The sequence below is a fragment of the Massilia sp. Se16.2.3 genome (assembly GCF_014171595.1).
GTDB lineage: Bacteria > Pseudomonadota > Gammaproteobacteria > Burkholderiales > Burkholderiaceae_D > Telluria.
Genome location: NZ_CP050451.1, coordinates 2,883,935 through 2,898,701, shown reverse-complemented (window position 1 = coordinate 2,898,701; position 14,767 = coordinate 2,883,935). Strand labels below are relative to the sequence as shown.

Below are 14,767 nucleotides of genomic sequence, written 5' to 3'. Positions count from 1 at the left end.
CCTTATGGTTGTTGTTGTTTGGCCTTCAGCTTGGCCTTGATTTGCGGCATCACCGCAGCGGCCGCCTGTTCCCCGGCGAGGATCGCCAGGTTGCGGCCATTGAAGTCGGCGCTGCCCATCTTGCCCAGCGCCGGGGTGATGACGATGTCGGCATCCTTGAGTTCGAAGTGGTTCAGGCGCTGGCCCATGATGCTGAAGGTCTGCATCAGCACGTCAAGCGAGCTGACCGTGGCCTGGGTGTCGGCCTGGGTCGAGATGTTCACGGCGATCACGAAGTCGGCGCCCATCTTCTCGCGCGTGAACTTCACGGGCACCGGGGCCACCAGGCCGCCGTCGACATAGGTCTTGTTGCCGATCCTGACGGGCTGGAAGACCGAGGGCACGGCGGACGATGCACGTACGGCCATGCCGGTATTACCCTTGTCGAACATGACGGCTTCGCCGGTCTTCAGGTCGGTGACCACCGCCCCAAAACGCTTCGGCAGCTTTTCCATCGGCCGGTTGTTCACCGCCTTGTTGACATAGTTCTGCAGCGCCTCGCCCTTGAGCAGGCCCGGCGACTTCGAAAACAGCGGCATGGCCCAGTCCGAGATCGTCGCCTCGTCCATGCCCATGGCCGTCTTCTGCAGCTCGAAGCCGCTATAGCCTGCCGCGTACAGGGCGCCGACCACGGAACCGGCACTGGTGCCGACAACGATCTCGGGCACGATGCCCTGCGCTTCCAGCGCCTTGATCACGCCGATATGGGCAAAGCCGCGCGCGGCGCCGCCACCCAGGGCCAGGCCGATGCGGATCTTCTTCGGTGGCGGCGGCGGCGCCTGGACGGCGACCGGGACGGGAGGGGGCGGCGGGGTGCTGCCGCAGGCGGTCAGCAGCAGCGCGCCGAGAGCAATGAGGGAGGTGCGTCGAGAGAGCATGGAGGGCAGGTAGCGGGGTCGAGAAAGACAATTCCCGATTGTACCGCGCATCGATGCAGACTGGATGAGGCGGGGCTTAGGGTGCGGCTGGCGGTACCTTGAGGTTCGCTGGCTGGACGGTGGCTGCATTGTACGGATGGTGCGCATCTTGCATCGGGCGTACCTGAGCGAGGCAGCGCTGGTGGACTGGCCGGCAAAGCCGGCGTAATGTAGGGTGGACTCCTTTCGTGCGGTCGTACCCGTGCATGCCGCACCGCCCCTTGTGGTGCGAGCGCCGCGTGCCGGGTCGACTCTCCACGGGTCAAACGCCGTACCGCGTGGGCGGAGCCCACCCTACGGTGCGCGGCGGGCGAAGGCATGTGCCCCCCGGGGCGGCTTGCGTAGGTGGGCAGTACCCTCGCGAGGCTGAGCTGGTGGGTTAGAAACGTAGGGTGGGCTCTGCCCACGCGGTCGTACCCATGCATGCCGCACCGCCCCTTGTGATGCGAACGCCGCGTGCCGAGCTCGACTCTCCACTGGTCAAACGCCGTACCGCGTGGGCGGAGCCCACCCTACGGTGCGCGGCGGCCGCGGTGTGCGGATGCTGTGCGGTACCTGAATACAGTGGCTCCGGTCGATTCGTCCGCAAAGCCGGCGAAACGTAGGGTGGGCTCTGCCCACGCGGTCGTACCCATGCATGCCGCACCGCCCCTCATGGTGCGAACGCAGCGTGCCGGGTCGACTCTCCACTGGTCAAACGCCGTACCGCGTGGGCGGAGCCCACCCTACGGTGCGCGGCGGGCGCGGTGTGCGGATGCTGTGCGATACCTGAATACAGTGGGTCCGGTCGATTCGTCCGCAAAGCCGGCGAAACGTAGGGTGGGCTCCGCCCACGCGGTCGTACTCATGCATGCCGCACCGCCCCTTGTGGTGCGAACGCCGCGTGCCGAGCTCGACTCTCCACTGGTCAAACGCCGTACCGCGTGGGCGGAGCCCACCCTACGGTGCGCGGCGGGCGGAGGCATGTGGCCCCCGGGGCAGCTTGCGTAGGTGGGCAGTCGTACCCATGCATAGCGCACCGCCCCTCGTGGTGCGAACGCCGCGTGCCGGGTCGACTCTCCACTGGTCAAGCGCCCTACCGCGTGGGCGGAGCCCACCCTACGGTGCGCGGCGGTATTGGCTACGGCCGCCGTGCCGTTTGCATCGCAGGGCGTCCGGTCCTAGCCAGGCAGGGAGGTGTTGGGCAAGGACACGGTGAAGGTACTGCCCTCCCCCGGCACGGAGCTGATGTTCAGGCGCCCGCCGTGCCGCAGCAGCACGTGCTTGACGATGGCCAGGCCCAGGCCCGTGCCCTGCGTCTCGCGCGAACGGCTCTTGTCGACGCGGTAGAAGCGCTCGGTCAGGCGCGCAATGTGCTGGGGGTCGATGCCGATGCCGCTGTCGCATACGGAAAACTGCAGGTCGCCCGCACCGCGCCGCCACGACAGCGCGATGGTGCCGCCACCCGGCGAATAGCGCACCGCGTTCGAGGCCAGGTTGGCAAAGGCGCTGCGCAGCTCTTCCATGCTGCCCATCACGTCCGGGCCGTCGACCGTTACCTCGATCCGGTGGCGGCCGTTCGACAGCGCCCGTGCCTCGGCAGCCACCGATTCCACCAGCGCCGCCACGTCCACGCGCTCGCGCCGCAGCGGGAATTCGTCGGACTCCAGGCGCGACAGGGTCAGCATGTCTTCGATCAGGCGCTGCATGCGCTCGCCCTGCTCGGTCATCAGTTTCAGGTGCGCTTCACGGGTGGCGGCATCCATGCACGGGTCGGACATGGCGATCTCGAGGAAGCCGACGATGACCGTCAGCGGCGTGCGCAATTCATGCGAGGCGTTGGCAATGAAGTCGCGCCGCATCGCCTCGATACGCTCGGTATCGGTGGCATCGTGGGTGACGAGGATCTGGCGCCGGTTTTCAAAAGGGATGATGCGGCATTCGATCTTGCGGCCGCGCAGCGACAGCGTGAGCGGCTGCTCGTAGCGTCCCAGGATGATGTAGTCGATGAAGTCCGGATGGCGCACCAGGTTGGTCACGCGCAGGCCCTTGTCGCGCTCGAGCGTGAGGTTCAGGTGGCGCTCGGCCGCCGGGTTGCACCACTCCAGGAAAAGCACATCGTCCATGATGGCCACGCCCTCCGGCAACAGGCTCATGGCCTGGCGGAAGCGCGCCAGCCATTCGGCCAGCTCCGCCTGGTGGCGCTCGTCCTCGCGGCGCAGGCGGTAGAGGCGCGCGAACACGTCCGTCCAGGCACCCCAGCCGTCCGGCAGGCGTCCGCTGTGCGGGTCGTTCAGCCACTCGCCCAGCCGGTACAGGTAGGTCAGCTGCACGAACAGCGCGGCAACCGCACCGGCCAGCGCCAGCGCCAGCGCCGCGACCGGTCCGGCCATCCACCACACCACGCCGGCGGCAACGAAGATGGAGGCCAGGCGCAACAGCGCCGGCACCCAGAACAGCAGTTTGGGATTCATGCGGCCTTCAAGGAAGTGAATCGTCGATTATTTTTCCGACAGCATATACCCGACGCTGCGCACCGTGCGGATCAGCCCTTCGGCGCCCTTCAAGGCCTTCCGCAGGCGCAGCACGTGTACGTCCACCGTGCGCTCCTCGATGACGGCGTGGTCGCCCCAGACCTTGTCGAGCAGCTGGGCGCGCGAGAACACGCGCTCGCGGTGGGCCAGCAGGAATTTGAGCAGCTTGTATTCGGCATTGCCGATGTCGACCTGCTGGCCCTCGATGCTGACCGTGCAGCTGGCCGGGTCGAGCAGGACAGCCCCCGCGCGCAGCGGCGCCTCGGCCAGGTGCGGGCTCTTGCGGCGCAGCAGGGCGCGCGAACGGGCCAGCAGTTCGCGTGGCGAGAACGGTTTCGTCACATAGTCGTCCGCGCCCGTGTTCAGGCCAGCCAGCTTGTCTTCTTCCATGCTCTTTGCCGTCAGCATGATGACGGGGATGTCCTGGAAGTCGCGGTCGGCGCGCAGCCGTGCCAGGAGGCGCAGGCCGCTCTGGTCTGGCAGCATCCAGTCGAGCAGCAGCAGGTCCGGCTTGCCGCGGCTGATGCTGTCCCAGGCCGCGCCCGTCGTGCCGACCGAGGAGATGCTCCAGCCGGCTTCGCGCAGCGAATAGCTCACCAGTTCGACGATGGCCGGTTCGTCTTCGACCACCAGTACGCGCGTGCTTCCCATGTTCAGCCTTCCTGGACGACGGGTTTGCTGTGGCGGATGTCCCGTCCCTCGACCACGTAGATCACGTACTCGGCGATGTTCTTCGCATGGTCGCCGATGCGTTCGATGGCCTTGGCCACCCACAGCGTGTCGAGCGCCGAGGAAATCGTGCGCGGGTCTTCCATCATGAAGGTGATCAGGTTGCGCAGGATGGTGCGGAACTCGTGGTCGATGATTTCGTCGCCGGCGATGATGCGCATGGCCTGCTTGCCGTCCAGGCGCGCAAAGGCGTCGAGCGCGTCGTGCAGCAGTTCAGAGGTGTCCTTGCCGATGCTGCGGATGGTGTCGTAGTGGGCAAAACCGGTCACGCCGCGCGCATGCAGGCTTTTCGCGGTGCGCGCAATCTTGCTTGCCTCGTCGCCGATGCGTTCGAGGTCGGTGATCACCTTGATGGTCGCCATGATGGTGCGCAGGTCGTTCGCCGCCGGCTGGCGCTTGACGATCAGGTGGCTGCAGGCGTCGTCGAGCTGCACTTCCAGCCCGTTCACGGCCGCGTCCTCGGCCATCACGTGGTCCGCCTGCGCGATATCTCCCACGCGGAAGCAGTGCAGCGCCTCCTCGAACTGGGTTTCCACCATGCCGCCCATGAGCAGCACCTTGGAGCGGATCGCTTCGAGTTCCTGGTCGTATTGTTTGCTTGAGTGTTCACCGATCATTACTGCTCTCCCTGTTCTTCTTTTCCGTATTAACCGAAGCGGCCGGTGATGTAATCCTGGGTCTCTTTTTTAGCCGGGTTCATGAACAACTGATCCGTCTCGCCGAATTCCACCAGCTCTCCCAGGTACATATAGGCAGTGTAATCGGAACACCGGGCCGCCTGCTGCATGTTGTGGGTGACGATGGCGATCGTGTAGTCCTGTTTCAATTCGCTGATCAACTCCTCGATCTTGGCCGTCGAGATCGGGTCCAGCGCCGAGGTCGGCTCGTCCAGCAGCAGCACGTCGGGCTTGACCGCCACGCCGCGCGCGATGCACAGGCGCTGCTGCTGGCCGCCGGACAGCGACAGGCCGCTCTTGTTCAGCTTGTCCTTGGCCTCTTCCCACAACGCCGCCTTTTTCAAGGCCCATTCCACGCGCTCGTCCATCTCGCCTTTCGACAGGTTCTCGTACAGGCGCACGCCGAAGGCGATATTGTCGTAGATCGACATCGGGAACGGGGTCGGCTTCTGGAATACCATGCCGATTTTCGCGCGCAGCATGTTCACGTCGACGCCCGGCTCGAGGATGTTGCGCTCGCGGTAGACGATCGATCCTTCCGCGCGCTGGCCCGGGTACAGGTCGTACATGCGGTTCAGGGTGCGCAGCAGGGTCGACTTGCCGCAGCCCGAGGGGCCGATGAAGGCGGTGACCTGCTTTTCGTGGATGTCGAGCGAGACTTTCTTGAGGCTCTGCGTCTTCCCGTAGTAGAAGTCGAGGTTGGCGATCGCTATGGTCTTGGTCTTCGCTTGCGCTGCCGGGGCAGCCTGCATGGAGTGGATCATGGTGGTTTTCACATTTCGTCGGGAATCAACGCGGCGTCTTCTGGGTGAAGACGGTCCGCGACAGGATGTTCAGCAGCAGCACGGCGAAGGTCACCAGGAGTGCCGCGCCCCAGGCCAGCGCGCGCCAGTCGTCGTAGGGGCTCATGGCGAACTGCGCGATCACGATCGGCAGGTTGGCCAGTGGCGCGTTCATGTCGGTGCTGTAGAACTGGTTGTTCAGGGCCGTGAACAAGAGCGGCGCGGTTTCGCCAGAGATGCGCGCCAGGGCCAGCAGGACGCCGGTGATGACGCCAGCTTTCACGGCGCGCAGGCGCACCGTCATCGCCACCTTCCAGCGCGGCGCGCCCAGGGCGAATGCCGCTTCCAGCAAATTGGTCGGTACCAGGCGCAGCATGTTGTCGGTGGTACGCACGACGACCGGAATGGCGATCAGCGCCAGCGCCAGCGAACCCGCGTAGCCCGAGAAGTGCTTGGCGTTGGCCACGTAGACGGCCCAGACGAACATGCCGATCACGATCGACGGGGCCGAGAGCATCACGTCGGTGACGAAGCGCGTGACCTGGCCGAAGCGGTTGGTGGCGCCGTACTCGGCCAGGTAGATGCCGGCCAGGATGCCGATCGGCGTGCTGACCAGGGTCGACAGGCCCACCATCATCAGGCTGCCGACGATGGCATTGCGCAGGCCACCGCCCTCGCCGCCCGGCGCCGGGGTGTCGGCGGTGAAGAGCGCGGTCGAGAGCGAGCCGAAGCCGTTGGCAACCAGGGTCCAGAGGATCCAGGCCAGGAAGGCCAGGCCCACGAGCATGGCCGCCACGGAAAGGGCCATGCCGACCCGGTGCGCCAGCAGGCGCCTGCGGTAGACGGGGTTCATGGCCGCCTTCATTTCGTACCTTCCTTGCGGGACATCCCCGCCAACATCAGTTTGGCCGCCGACAGCACGACAAAGGTGATCGCGAACAGGATCAGGGCGATGGCGAACAGCGAGGACACGTGCAGGTTCGAGGCCGCCTCGGCGAATTCGTTGGCCAGGGTCGAGGAGATCGAATTCCCGGCCGAGAACAGCGAGGGGCTCAGTTCGTGTGCATTGCCGATCACGAAAGTCACGGCCATGGTTTCGCCCAGTGCCCGCCCCAGGCCCAGCATCACGCCGCCGACGACGCCGTTGCGGGTGTAGGGCAGCACTACCTTGCGCACCACTTCCCAGCGGGTGCAGCCCAGGCCATAGGCCGATTCCTTCAGCACGGCCGGGACGATCTCGAAGACGTCGCGCATCACCGAGGCGATGAAGGGAATGATCATGATGGCCAGCACCAGGCCGGCGGTGAGGATGCCGATGCCCATGGTCGGGCCCTGGAACAGCTGGCCGATCACCGGCAGCTGGCCGACGGTCTCCTTCAGCAGCGGCTGGACGTGGTCGGCGAACAGGGGCGCGAACACGAACAGGCCCCAGATGCCGTAGATGATCGAGGGGATGCCGGCCAGCAGTTCGACGGCCGTGCCCAGCGGTCGGCGCAGCACGGCCGGGCAGATTTCGGTGAGGAAGAGCGCGATGCCAAAGCTGATCGGGAAGGCGACGACCAGGGCGATCAGCGAGGTCACGACAGTGCCCCAGATCGCGATCAGGGCGCCGAACTTGTCGTTGATGGGGTCCCACTCGACGGTGTAGATGAAGGCCGGGCCGAATTCCCTGAAGGCGGGCATGGCGCCGATGACCAGCGAGGCGATGATGCCGACCAGGGCCAGCAGGACGCTGGCGGCGAACAGCAAGGTGATCTTGTGGAAGAAGAAATCCTGGATGCGCTGCTTGCGCATGGTCTTGCGCAGGGCGGCGTACTGCAGGTCGACGGCCGGGTTCGGAGCCGGCTGGCCGATGGCGACGGGAGGGTATGCGCTCATGTGTGTTTTTGTGTGGTTCGTACTGAGAGGCCGTCGCGACTGCCGCTGCGGCGGCAGTCCCTCGTTCGTCCTGGCATCAAGCCCGGCTTACCAGATGGCCTTGCCGCCGGCATCGGTGACATGGGCGCGCCATGCATCCTGGACCAGCTTGGTGACGGCGTCGGGCATTGGCACATAGTCCAGTTCGGCGGCTGCCGCGTCGCCGTTTTTATACGCCCAGTCGAAGAACTTCAGCACTTCCTTGCCCGTGGCCGCGTTGAGCTGGGCCTTGTGCACCAGGATGTAGGAAGCGCCCGTGATCGGCCAGCTGGCCTTGCCCGGCTGGTTGGTCAGCACTACCGCGAAGCCCGGCACCCTGGCCCAGTCGGCGCTGGCGGCGGCCGCCTTGAAGGCCTCGTCGTCGGGCTGGAGGAAGGCGCCGTCCCGGTTCTGCAGCTGGGTGTGGGCCATGCGGTTTTTCTTGGCATAGGCCCACTCGACATAGCCGATGCCGCCCTTGATGCGCTGCACGTTGGCGGCCACGCCTTCGTTGCCCTTGCCGCCCACGCCGGTGGCCCACTTCACCGCGGTGCCGGCGCCAACCTTCAGCTTCCAGTCCGCGCTGGCCTGCGACAGGTAATTGGTGAACAGGAAGGTGGTGCCCGAGCTGTCGGCGCGGTGCACGACCGTGATGTCATCTGCGGGAAGTTTGACGCCCGGGTTCAGCGCGGCGATCGGCTGGGCGTTCCACCTGGTGATCCTGCCCATGAAGATATCGGCCAGCACGGCACCGGTCAGGCGCACCTGGCCCGGCGTCACGCCCGGCAGGTTCACCACCGGCACCACGCCGCCCATCACGGCCGGAAACTGGAACAGGCCGGCTTCGGCCAGTTCGGCGGCCGGCAGCGGCATGTCGGAGGCGCCGAAGTCGACGGTTTTCGCCTTGATCTGCTTGATGCCGGCGCCGGAACCGACCGACTGGTAGTTCAAGCCGTTGCCGCTGGCGGCCTTGTACATTTCCGCCCACTTGGCATAGATCGGATAGGGGAAGGTGGCGCCCGCGCCGGTGATGTTCACGGCCTGGGCGGCGGTGGCGGCCAGGGTGGCGGCAGCCACGGCAATCGAGACGAGCACTTGCTTCATTCGCATGTCAGTATCCTTTCAGGTGGTGCCGGGGGTCTCCCCGTCACGCTGCGCAGTCTACTGGCCGAATATGACAAGTTGATGACATGCCAAAAGCCGCTTTCACGATATCGATGACAGCCTGGGCGGAGCGTGTCACACACGTGTTTCGGCACGATGACGTCTCCATGACAGCACAGGCGCAGCCCGCGTACGGCTGTCACATGATCGATGCCGTCCATACAGGATTGCCCTACGCATTCACGCGCAAATTTCGGTGCCCGGCCTGCTTGTAAAGTCTCTGCAGGCTGCTATGCTCAAAGCGTGTTCACTGCCAAGGAGGGAATGCTGAAGAGCGTTTTGTTTCTATGTTTAATATGTTTGTCTTCGCAATATTAACGGGCATGGTTGGCCTGATCGCCTACGAAATCATCCAGGAAGTCGGCGGCAGCGCTGGTACCCTGCACGACCGCTATCACGAATAGTGACATGCCCGATCTTCGGGCAGCCATCAACAAAGCGGCGAGGCCCACAGGGCGCTCGCCGCTTTCGTTTTCCGGCGCTCCGGTGTCGCGGTCCGGCCCGCGGGTGGATGGCACCGCGCCTATTCTTAACTTCAGGAAACCGTGTTGAGCATGCTCAACGCAAGGCGGTTTCGCACGAACTGTGCGCCGGGCGCGTACCAAGCTGAGCGCTCACTTCCGTGGAGCTCGCCATGAAGAAGCATTTGCTTGCAGCACCCGTGTTTGCCCTGTTGTCCCTCGCGTCGCAGCCCAGCCGCAAGGGAGCGACGCCAGGCCGCCCGCGCTCAAGCTGCGGCTGCCGCTGCGCCGGCTGTTCACACCCGAGCCGGCGCAAGAGCGCATGCTCGTCTCGCCCCAGGCCTCCGGGCAACGACGGTACCGCGCCCTACACCAGCAGCCGGGTGTTCCCGATCTTCGCGGGCATCAGCGCGCCCTACCCGCCGACCGCGCCTGGCCCTACATCACCGCGGGCAAGCTCTTCTTCACCGTCAATGGCACGCCGCGCTTCTGCTCGGCCTCGGTGATCCAGCGCCGCATCGTCGTCACCGCCGGGCACTGCGTGCACAGCGGCACCGCCGCCGGCTTCTATCGGGACTGGCTGTTCGTGCCCGCCTTCCGCGACGGGAATGCGCCCCTGCTCACCTGGCGCTGGCGCGCCGCGATCGTGACGGCCACCTGGGCCACCAGCAACGGCTACCTGCCGAACCCGGCGGACTACGCGATGATCGAATTCGGCGACCAGGCCCTTGGCGGCGCGGTCCGCGCGCTCGGCGACGTGACCGGCTGGCTCGGCTGGCAGACCCTCAGCCTGAACCTGAACCATACGACCAAGCTCGGCTACGCGGGCAATCTCGACGGCGGCCAGAAAATGCAGCAGATCACGAGTGCCGACGTCGGCGCGACCGTCGAGAACAATGTGGTGTCCGGCTCGGATGGGAAAGACGGCTTCGATGGCGCGCCCTGGATCCAGAACTTCCAGGTCCTGCAGGCGGGCGGTGGCGCCGGCGCCAACAACGGCTCGAACCGGGTGGTGGGCGTGGTATCGCGCTTCTATGCGCCGGGCCCGTTCAAGGTCCAGGCGCAAAGCTCGCCGGAACCCGATGGCCGCTGGGTCGACCTCTTCAATGCTTCCTGCGCCAGGACGCCGGATAACTGCAGGTAGACCCGCAGCCCACGGCGCGCTGCAACGGGAATTCGCTCGGCCCTAACGCAGGAAGCGCGACAGCGCCGTCGTCGCGCCCATGTCCAGGTTGACGAACTGGAAGCCGATCTTGAAATCGCCGCCGCTGAGGATGCAGTACTGCACCCGCGCGCGGGTATTGATCGGCACGAGCTGACCCTCGACCAGCAGGTCGAAGCGTACCTGCGCCGTCTGGCCGGCCGCCATCGGCCCCGGCAGGCTGATGCTCACCCCACCCTCATTGAGGTCGCTGGTGCGCCCCATGACGGGCGCCGCTCCCTCGGCCGCCACCATGGCACGGGTCTTCATTACCTTGCGCGCTGACTGCCGCTGATCTGTTTGCACGTTTCCCAACCCATGTGTAAGAGGAGGCGCAATTATATGCAAGAACGATGATGCCGGCAGGACATGGTCTGTTATCTGAACGGTGGCATAAAACCTACAAGCCCTTCCTGATGATTGCACCTTGCATGGAATCAACCTAGAATCCATGTTTCCACAGTGCAATTTCAGATGCCTGGCCGGTGTGGCTCACCGCAGCGCGGGGCAGCTTGATGCGCCCTGATACCGCCCCTGCCGCCTGCCCGCCGTCGAATGAAATGACCCACGATGAACTCCCTGGTCCCCCATCCTGGCCACCGCGCCGCCCAAGCCTCCTCGAGCGAGTCTCCATGACCGCCTGGTCCGTTCCCGACTTCGGCCGCCGCGATCTCGCCGGTGCCAGCCAGCACCCGGGTCCGCTCGGCTTCCTGCGCAAGCACCTGGCGGGCGACTATTCCCTGCCGCGCACCTACTGGCTGCACCTCTACTTCGGCAACAAGATCTTCGAGACGGGTAGCTCCGTCCTGCTCGACACGGTGATGGAAGACGCCCCGGCGCGCTACAGCTCGGCGGCGGCCGTCCTCGTCATCCTGCTCTGGTATCCGTTCTGGGCCTTCATGGCGCGCGGCGCCTGGGTCTCGGCCGGCAAGCATGCGGCGCGCGGCGGCTCGAGCGGCTGGGCGGCGGCGGCCAGGGTCGCGGTCGTCCTCGGCCTCGTGTTCCAGCTGTTCAGCGTTCCCGAATCGCTGCGCAACCTGCGCGACCACTGGAGCCAGACGGGCGGCCAGCAGCCCGGGCCGGCGCCCTCCTTCTTCCTGTCGACTGATGGCAGGACCCTGAGCCTGCACGGCGGGATCAACGACGGCATTGCCGCCCAGCTCGAAGCAGCGCTGGCGCGTGCGCCCGTGGTGACGACGCTGATGCTCGCTTCCAATGGCGGCTGGACCTACGAGGGGCAAAAGCTGGGCAGGCTGATCGCGGCGCGCGGCCTGAACACGCACGTGGAGACCGAATGCAGCTCGGCCTGCACGCTGGCGTACCTGGCCGGCAAAGTGCGCAGCGCGCGCGAGGGCGCCCACCGGGCTTTCACAGTTTCGGCCCAGGCGACCGCAAGGCCGCCGCGGTGGCGGTGCGCAAGGCCTACGGCAAGCTGGGCATGACCGAGGCCTTCATCTACCGGATCAACCAGACGGCGCCCGAAAACATGTGGTATCCCGATGCCGATGCCCTGTTCCAGCATGGTGTGCTGACCCAGGCGCAGGGCGAGGCCGTGCCGCGCATGCCGGGGCCGTTCACCAAGCTGTAGCCCGCCAGCGCCTGCTGGCGCCGGCCGGCTTCAATCGAGTTCGCGCAGCTTGGTGAAGGCCTGGTCGATCCGTTCGACCGCGATGATGGTCATGCCTTCGATCTTGCCCTTCGGCGCATTCCCTTTCGGGACGAGCGCGATCGAGAAACCCAGTTTCGCCGCTTCCTTCAGGCGCTCCCTGGCCGCGCGGGGCGGGACGGATCTCGCCGGCCAGGCCGACTTCGCCGAACACGACCAGCCCGCGCGGGGAGCGGCTTGTTGCGCATCGAGGAGTTGATCGCCAATAGCACCGCCAGGTCGGCCGCCGGTTCGGCGATTTTCACGCCGCCCACCGCGTTGATGAAGACGTCCTGGTCGAAAGCGGCGATGCCCGCGTGGCGGTGCAGCACGGCCAGCAGCATGGCGAGGCGGTTCTGCTCCAGGCCCACCGACAGGCGGCGGGCATTGGGCAGGTGGCTGGCGTCGACCAGCGCCTGGATCTCCACCAGCAGCGGGCGCGTACCCTCCTGCGTGACCATCACGCAGGAGCCGGGCACCTGGTTGTCGTGCTGCGACAGGAACAGGGCGGACGGGTTCGACACGCCCTTCAAGCCCTTCTCCGTCATGGCGAACACGCCCAGTTCATTCACCGCGCCGAAGCGGTTCTTGATCGCCCGCACCAGGCGGAAGCTCGACTGGGTATCGCCCTCGAAGTACAGCACCGTGTCGACGATGTGCTCGAGCACGCGCGGGCCGGCCAGTGCGCCCTCCTTCGTCACGTGGCCGACCAGGATGATCGTCACGCCCGTCTGCTTGGCCACGCGCGTCAGTTGCGCCGCGCATTCGCGCACCTGCGACACCGAACCCGGGGCGGCCGTCAGCGCGTCCGAATACAGGGTCTGGATCGAGTCGATGACGGCCACTTCGGGCTTCAGGTCCGCCAGGGTCCCCAGGATTTTCTCGAGCTGGATTTCGGCTTGCAGCTTCAGGTCTTTCGCTTCCACCTGCAGACGGCGCGCACGCAGCGCGATCTGGGCACCGGATTCCTCGCCGCTCACATATAAAGTGCTGCGTGTGGCGGCCAGGTTGGCCAGGGCCTGCAGCAGCAGGGTCGACTTGCCGATGCCGGGGTCGCCGCCGATCAGCACGACGCCGCCGGCCACCAGGCCGCCGCCCAGTACGCGGTCGAATTCCTCGATGCCGGTGCCGAAGCGCGGCACGTCGACGGCCTCGATGTCGGCGAGCGACAGCACCGGCGCCGTCTGTGCCAGCGCCTTGTGGTTCACGGTCTGCGACATGCGGTTCACGCCGGCCGTTTCGACCGTTTGCTCGACCATCGTGTTCCAGGCCTTGCAGTCGGCGCACTGGCCGGTCCAGCGGCTGGACACGCTGCCGCACTCGCTGCAGACGAACTGGGTCTTTGCCTTAGCCATTCGTTCCCAACCTTCCTTCCAGGACGCGCACCCGCGGCGCGAGCGCGCACATCAATTCATAGCCGATGGTGCCGGCGGCACTTGCCACCTCGTCGATCGGCAGGCCATCGCCCCAGAGGGTCACCTTGCTGCCCACGCGCGCGTTGCGCACGGGCGTCAGGTCCACCGTCATCATGTCCATCGACACGCGCCCGACCACCGAGGTGCGCACGCCGTCGACGATGACGGGCGTGCCGTGCGGCGCATGGCGCGGGTAGCCGTCGGCATAGCCGCAGGCCACCACGCCCACCTGCATCGGCTTGCTTGCCTCGAAGCGGCTGCCATAGCCGACGGTGTCGCCGGCAACCAGGTTCTGGATCGCGATGATTTCCGAGGACAGCGTCATGGTCGGGCGCAGGCCGTAATCATGCGCGGTGCGTCCGCCGCCCGGGGTGCCGCCATACAGCATGACGCCGGGGCGCACCCAGTCGTTGTGCAGTTCCGCCTGCAGCTCGGCCTGGTGCAGCACGCCGCCGGAATTCGACAGGCTGCGCTCGCCGTCCAGCCCCTGCGCGCCCTGCTGGAAGCGGCGCACCTGTTCGGCAATGGCCAGGCGCGGGTGTTCCAGTTCGTCGGCATTGGCAAAATGGGTCATCAGGGTGATGTGGCGGATGCCCGGGATGGCGCGCAGGCGCTTGTAGGCGGCGGCATAGTCCTCGGGCCTGAAGCCGAGCCGGTTCATGCCGGTGTTCATCTTCAGGTGGACGTCGATCGGGCGGTAGAGCTGGGTATATTCCAGCATCTTGATCTGCTCGATGCAATGCACGGTGCTGTTGATATTGTGCTCGGCCAGCAGCGAGACGTCGCTGGCGTCGAAGATCCCCTCGAGCAGCAGGATCGGCTTGATCCAGCCGAGTTCGCGCAGGCGCAGCGCGTTTTCGGTCTCGATCAGGGCCAGGCCGTCGGCCAGCACGAAGCCCTTCATGCCCCGTTCCAGGCCGTGGCCGTAGGCGTTGGCCTTGACGACGGCCCAGGCCTTGGCGTCGGGCGCGCAGGCGCGGGCGCGGGCGAGGTTATGCTGCATCGAATCGAGATGGATGGTGGCGCTGAGCGGGCGTGGCATGGGCGATAGATGAAGACGAAGGACGAAGACGAAAGGGAGGAAAAACGCGATTAGGCGAAAGGCTCTATTTTACCAAGCGGGGCCTTTCCTTGCGCTGGCGCCGCGCGCCGCCCCCCGATGGCCGATATGGCCAGCATTCCCCGGTGCGCGCGTTCGCATGCCCCCGCTACTGGCCACGATTGGCGTGGTCCGCCGGGCGTCCGTCCGGGGGCGGCGAGGTTCCGCTTCTTTGGGCGGGCGACCCTTTCATGGTATAAAGCAACCCACACTTGTTTTCCGACCTATC

Annotated in this window: 13 protein-coding genes and 1 pseudogene; 3 read left to right on the top strand and 11 right to left on the bottom strand. The window is 66.1% G+C overall.

Annotated features, from left to right (window positions below; all coding sequences use genetic code 11):
* Positions 1–2: 2 nt before the first annotated feature.
* The 8 genes from G4G31_RS13255 to pstS form a co-directional block, all read right to left on the bottom strand.
* The gene (locus G4G31_RS13255) at positions 3–917 is read right to left on the bottom strand and encodes a patatin-like phospholipase family protein (protein WP_182988092.1); all 915 of its coding nucleotides are present in this window, start codon (positions 915–917) and stop codon (positions 3–5) included.
* Positions 918–2,116: 1,199 nt separating this feature from the next.
* A complete protein-coding gene (phoR, locus tag G4G31_RS13250; protein WP_182988091.1) occupies positions 2,117–3,409 on the bottom strand; it encodes a phosphate regulon sensor histidine kinase PhoR in 1,293 nt (430 codons plus the stop codon).
* Positions 3,410–3,436: 27 nt separating this feature from the next.
* A complete protein-coding gene (locus tag G4G31_RS13245; RefSeq protein ID WP_182988090.1) occupies positions 3,437–4,120 on the bottom strand; it encodes a response regulator in 684 nt (227 codons plus the stop codon).
* 2 nt (positions 4,121–4,122) lie between these two features.
* Positions 4,123–4,815, bottom strand: coding sequence for a phosphate signaling complex protein PhoU (phoU, locus tag G4G31_RS13240; RefSeq protein WP_182988089.1), 693 nt, complete (start codon positions 4,813–4,815; stop codon positions 4,123–4,125).
* A 29-nt stretch (positions 4,816–4,844) separates the two neighbouring features.
* Positions 4,845–5,639: a phosphate ABC transporter ATP-binding protein PstB gene (gene pstB, locus G4G31_RS13235; RefSeq protein ID WP_182988088.1), complete on the bottom strand. Its 795-nt coding sequence runs from the start codon at positions 5,637–5,639 to the stop codon at positions 4,845–4,847.
* A 25-nt stretch (positions 5,640–5,664) separates the two neighbouring features.
* Complete coding sequence (gene pstA, locus G4G31_RS13230) at positions 5,665–6,522, bottom strand: phosphate ABC transporter permease PstA (RefSeq protein WP_182988087.1); 858 nt, start codon at positions 6,520–6,522, stop codon at positions 5,665–5,667.
* The gene (gene pstC, locus G4G31_RS13225; protein ID WP_229425602.1) at positions 6,519–7,451 is read right to left on the bottom strand and encodes a phosphate ABC transporter permease subunit PstC; all 933 of its coding nucleotides are present in this window, start codon (positions 7,449–7,451) and stop codon (positions 6,519–6,521) included. Before pstC ends, pstA begins: the two co-directional genes overlap by 4 nt.
* Positions 7,452–7,622: 171 nt before the next feature.
* Positions 7,623–8,663 (bottom strand): phosphate ABC transporter substrate-binding protein PstS, encoded by a 1,041-nt coding sequence (pstS, locus tag G4G31_RS13220; RefSeq protein WP_182988085.1) that lies wholly within the window; start codon positions 8,661–8,663, stop codon positions 7,623–7,625.
* Between the two features lie 837 nt (positions 8,664–9,500).
* Here pstS and G4G31_RS13215 point away from each other — a divergent pair.
* Positions 9,501–10,322: a serine protease gene (locus G4G31_RS13215; RefSeq protein WP_182988084.1), complete on the top strand. Its 822-nt coding sequence runs from the start codon at positions 9,501–9,503 to the stop codon at positions 10,320–10,322.
* A gap of 42 nt (positions 10,323–10,364) precedes the next feature.
* Here the strand turns inward: G4G31_RS13215 and G4G31_RS13210 are convergent, their stop codons facing one another.
* Positions 10,365–10,649, bottom strand: coding sequence for a PilZ domain-containing protein (locus G4G31_RS13210; protein ID WP_229424952.1), 285 nt, complete (start codon positions 10,647–10,649; stop codon positions 10,365–10,367).
* 362 nt (positions 10,650–11,011) lie between these two features.
* Here G4G31_RS13210 and G4G31_RS13205 point away from each other — a divergent pair, with 362 nt between their 5' ends.
* On the top strand, positions 11,012–11,821 hold the full coding sequence (locus G4G31_RS13205) for a hypothetical protein (protein WP_182988082.1): 810 nt from the start codon (positions 11,012–11,014) through the stop codon (positions 11,819–11,821).
* Positions 11,785–11,967, top strand: coding sequence for a hypothetical protein (locus G4G31_RS13200; protein WP_182988081.1), 183 nt, complete (start codon positions 11,785–11,787; stop codon positions 11,965–11,967). Before G4G31_RS13205 ends, G4G31_RS13200 begins: the two co-directional genes overlap by 37 nt.
* Positions 11,968–11,997: 30 nt before the next feature.
* Here the strand turns inward: G4G31_RS13200 and radA are convergent.
* A pseudogene (gene radA / locus G4G31_RS13195) lies at positions 11,998–13,379 on the bottom strand (DNA repair protein RadA).
* Positions 13,372–14,481, bottom strand: coding sequence for an alanine racemase (alr, locus tag G4G31_RS13190; RefSeq protein ID WP_182988080.1), 1,110 nt, complete (start codon positions 14,479–14,481; stop codon positions 13,372–13,374). Before alr ends, radA begins: the two are co-directional and overlap by 8 nt.
* Positions 14,482–14,767 lie beyond the last annotated feature (286 nt).

Excerpts from the sequence above, each read along its gene's own strand:
- G4G31_RS13255 (WP_182988092.1), bottom strand. The coding sequence starts at position 917 with ATGCTCTCTCGACGCACCTCCCTCATTGCTCTCGGCGCGCTGCTGCTG.
- phoR (WP_182988091.1), bottom strand. The coding sequence starts at position 3,409 with ATGAATCCCAAACTGCTGTTCTGGGTGCCGGCGCTGTTGCGCCTGGCC.
- G4G31_RS13245 (WP_182988090.1), bottom strand. The coding sequence starts at position 4,120 with ATGGGAAGCACGCGCGTACTGGTGGTCGAAGACGAACCGGCCATCGTC.
- phoU (WP_182988089.1), bottom strand. The coding sequence starts at position 4,815 with ATGATCGGTGAACACTCAAGCAAACAATACGACCAGGAACTCGAAGCG.
- pstB (WP_182988088.1), bottom strand. The coding sequence starts at position 5,639 with ATGATCCACTCCATGCAGGCTGCCCCGGCAGCGCAAGCGAAGACCAAG.
- pstA (WP_182988087.1), bottom strand. The coding sequence starts at position 6,522 with ATGAAGGCGGCCATGAACCCCGTCTACCGCAGGCGCCTGCTGGCGCAC.
- pstC (WP_229425602.1), bottom strand. The coding sequence starts at position 7,451 with ATGCGCAAGCAGCGCATCCAGGATTTCTTCTTCCACAAGATCACCTTG.
- pstS (WP_182988085.1), bottom strand. The coding sequence starts at position 8,663 with ATGCGAATGAAGCAAGTGCTCGTCTCGATTGCCGTGGCTGCCGCCACC.
- G4G31_RS13215 (WP_182988084.1), top strand. The coding sequence starts at position 9,501 with ATGCTCGTCTCGCCCCAGGCCTCCGGGCAACGACGGTACCGCGCCCTA.
- G4G31_RS13210 (WP_229424952.1), bottom strand. The coding sequence starts at position 10,649 with ATGAAGACCCGTGCCATGGTGGCGGCCGAGGGAGCGGCGCCCGTCATG.
- G4G31_RS13205 (WP_182988082.1), top strand. The coding sequence starts at position 11,012 with ATGACCGCCTGGTCCGTTCCCGACTTCGGCCGCCGCGATCTCGCCGGT.
- alr (WP_182988080.1), bottom strand. The coding sequence starts at position 14,481 with ATGCCACGCCCGCTCAGCGCCACCATCCATCTCGATTCGATGCAGCAT.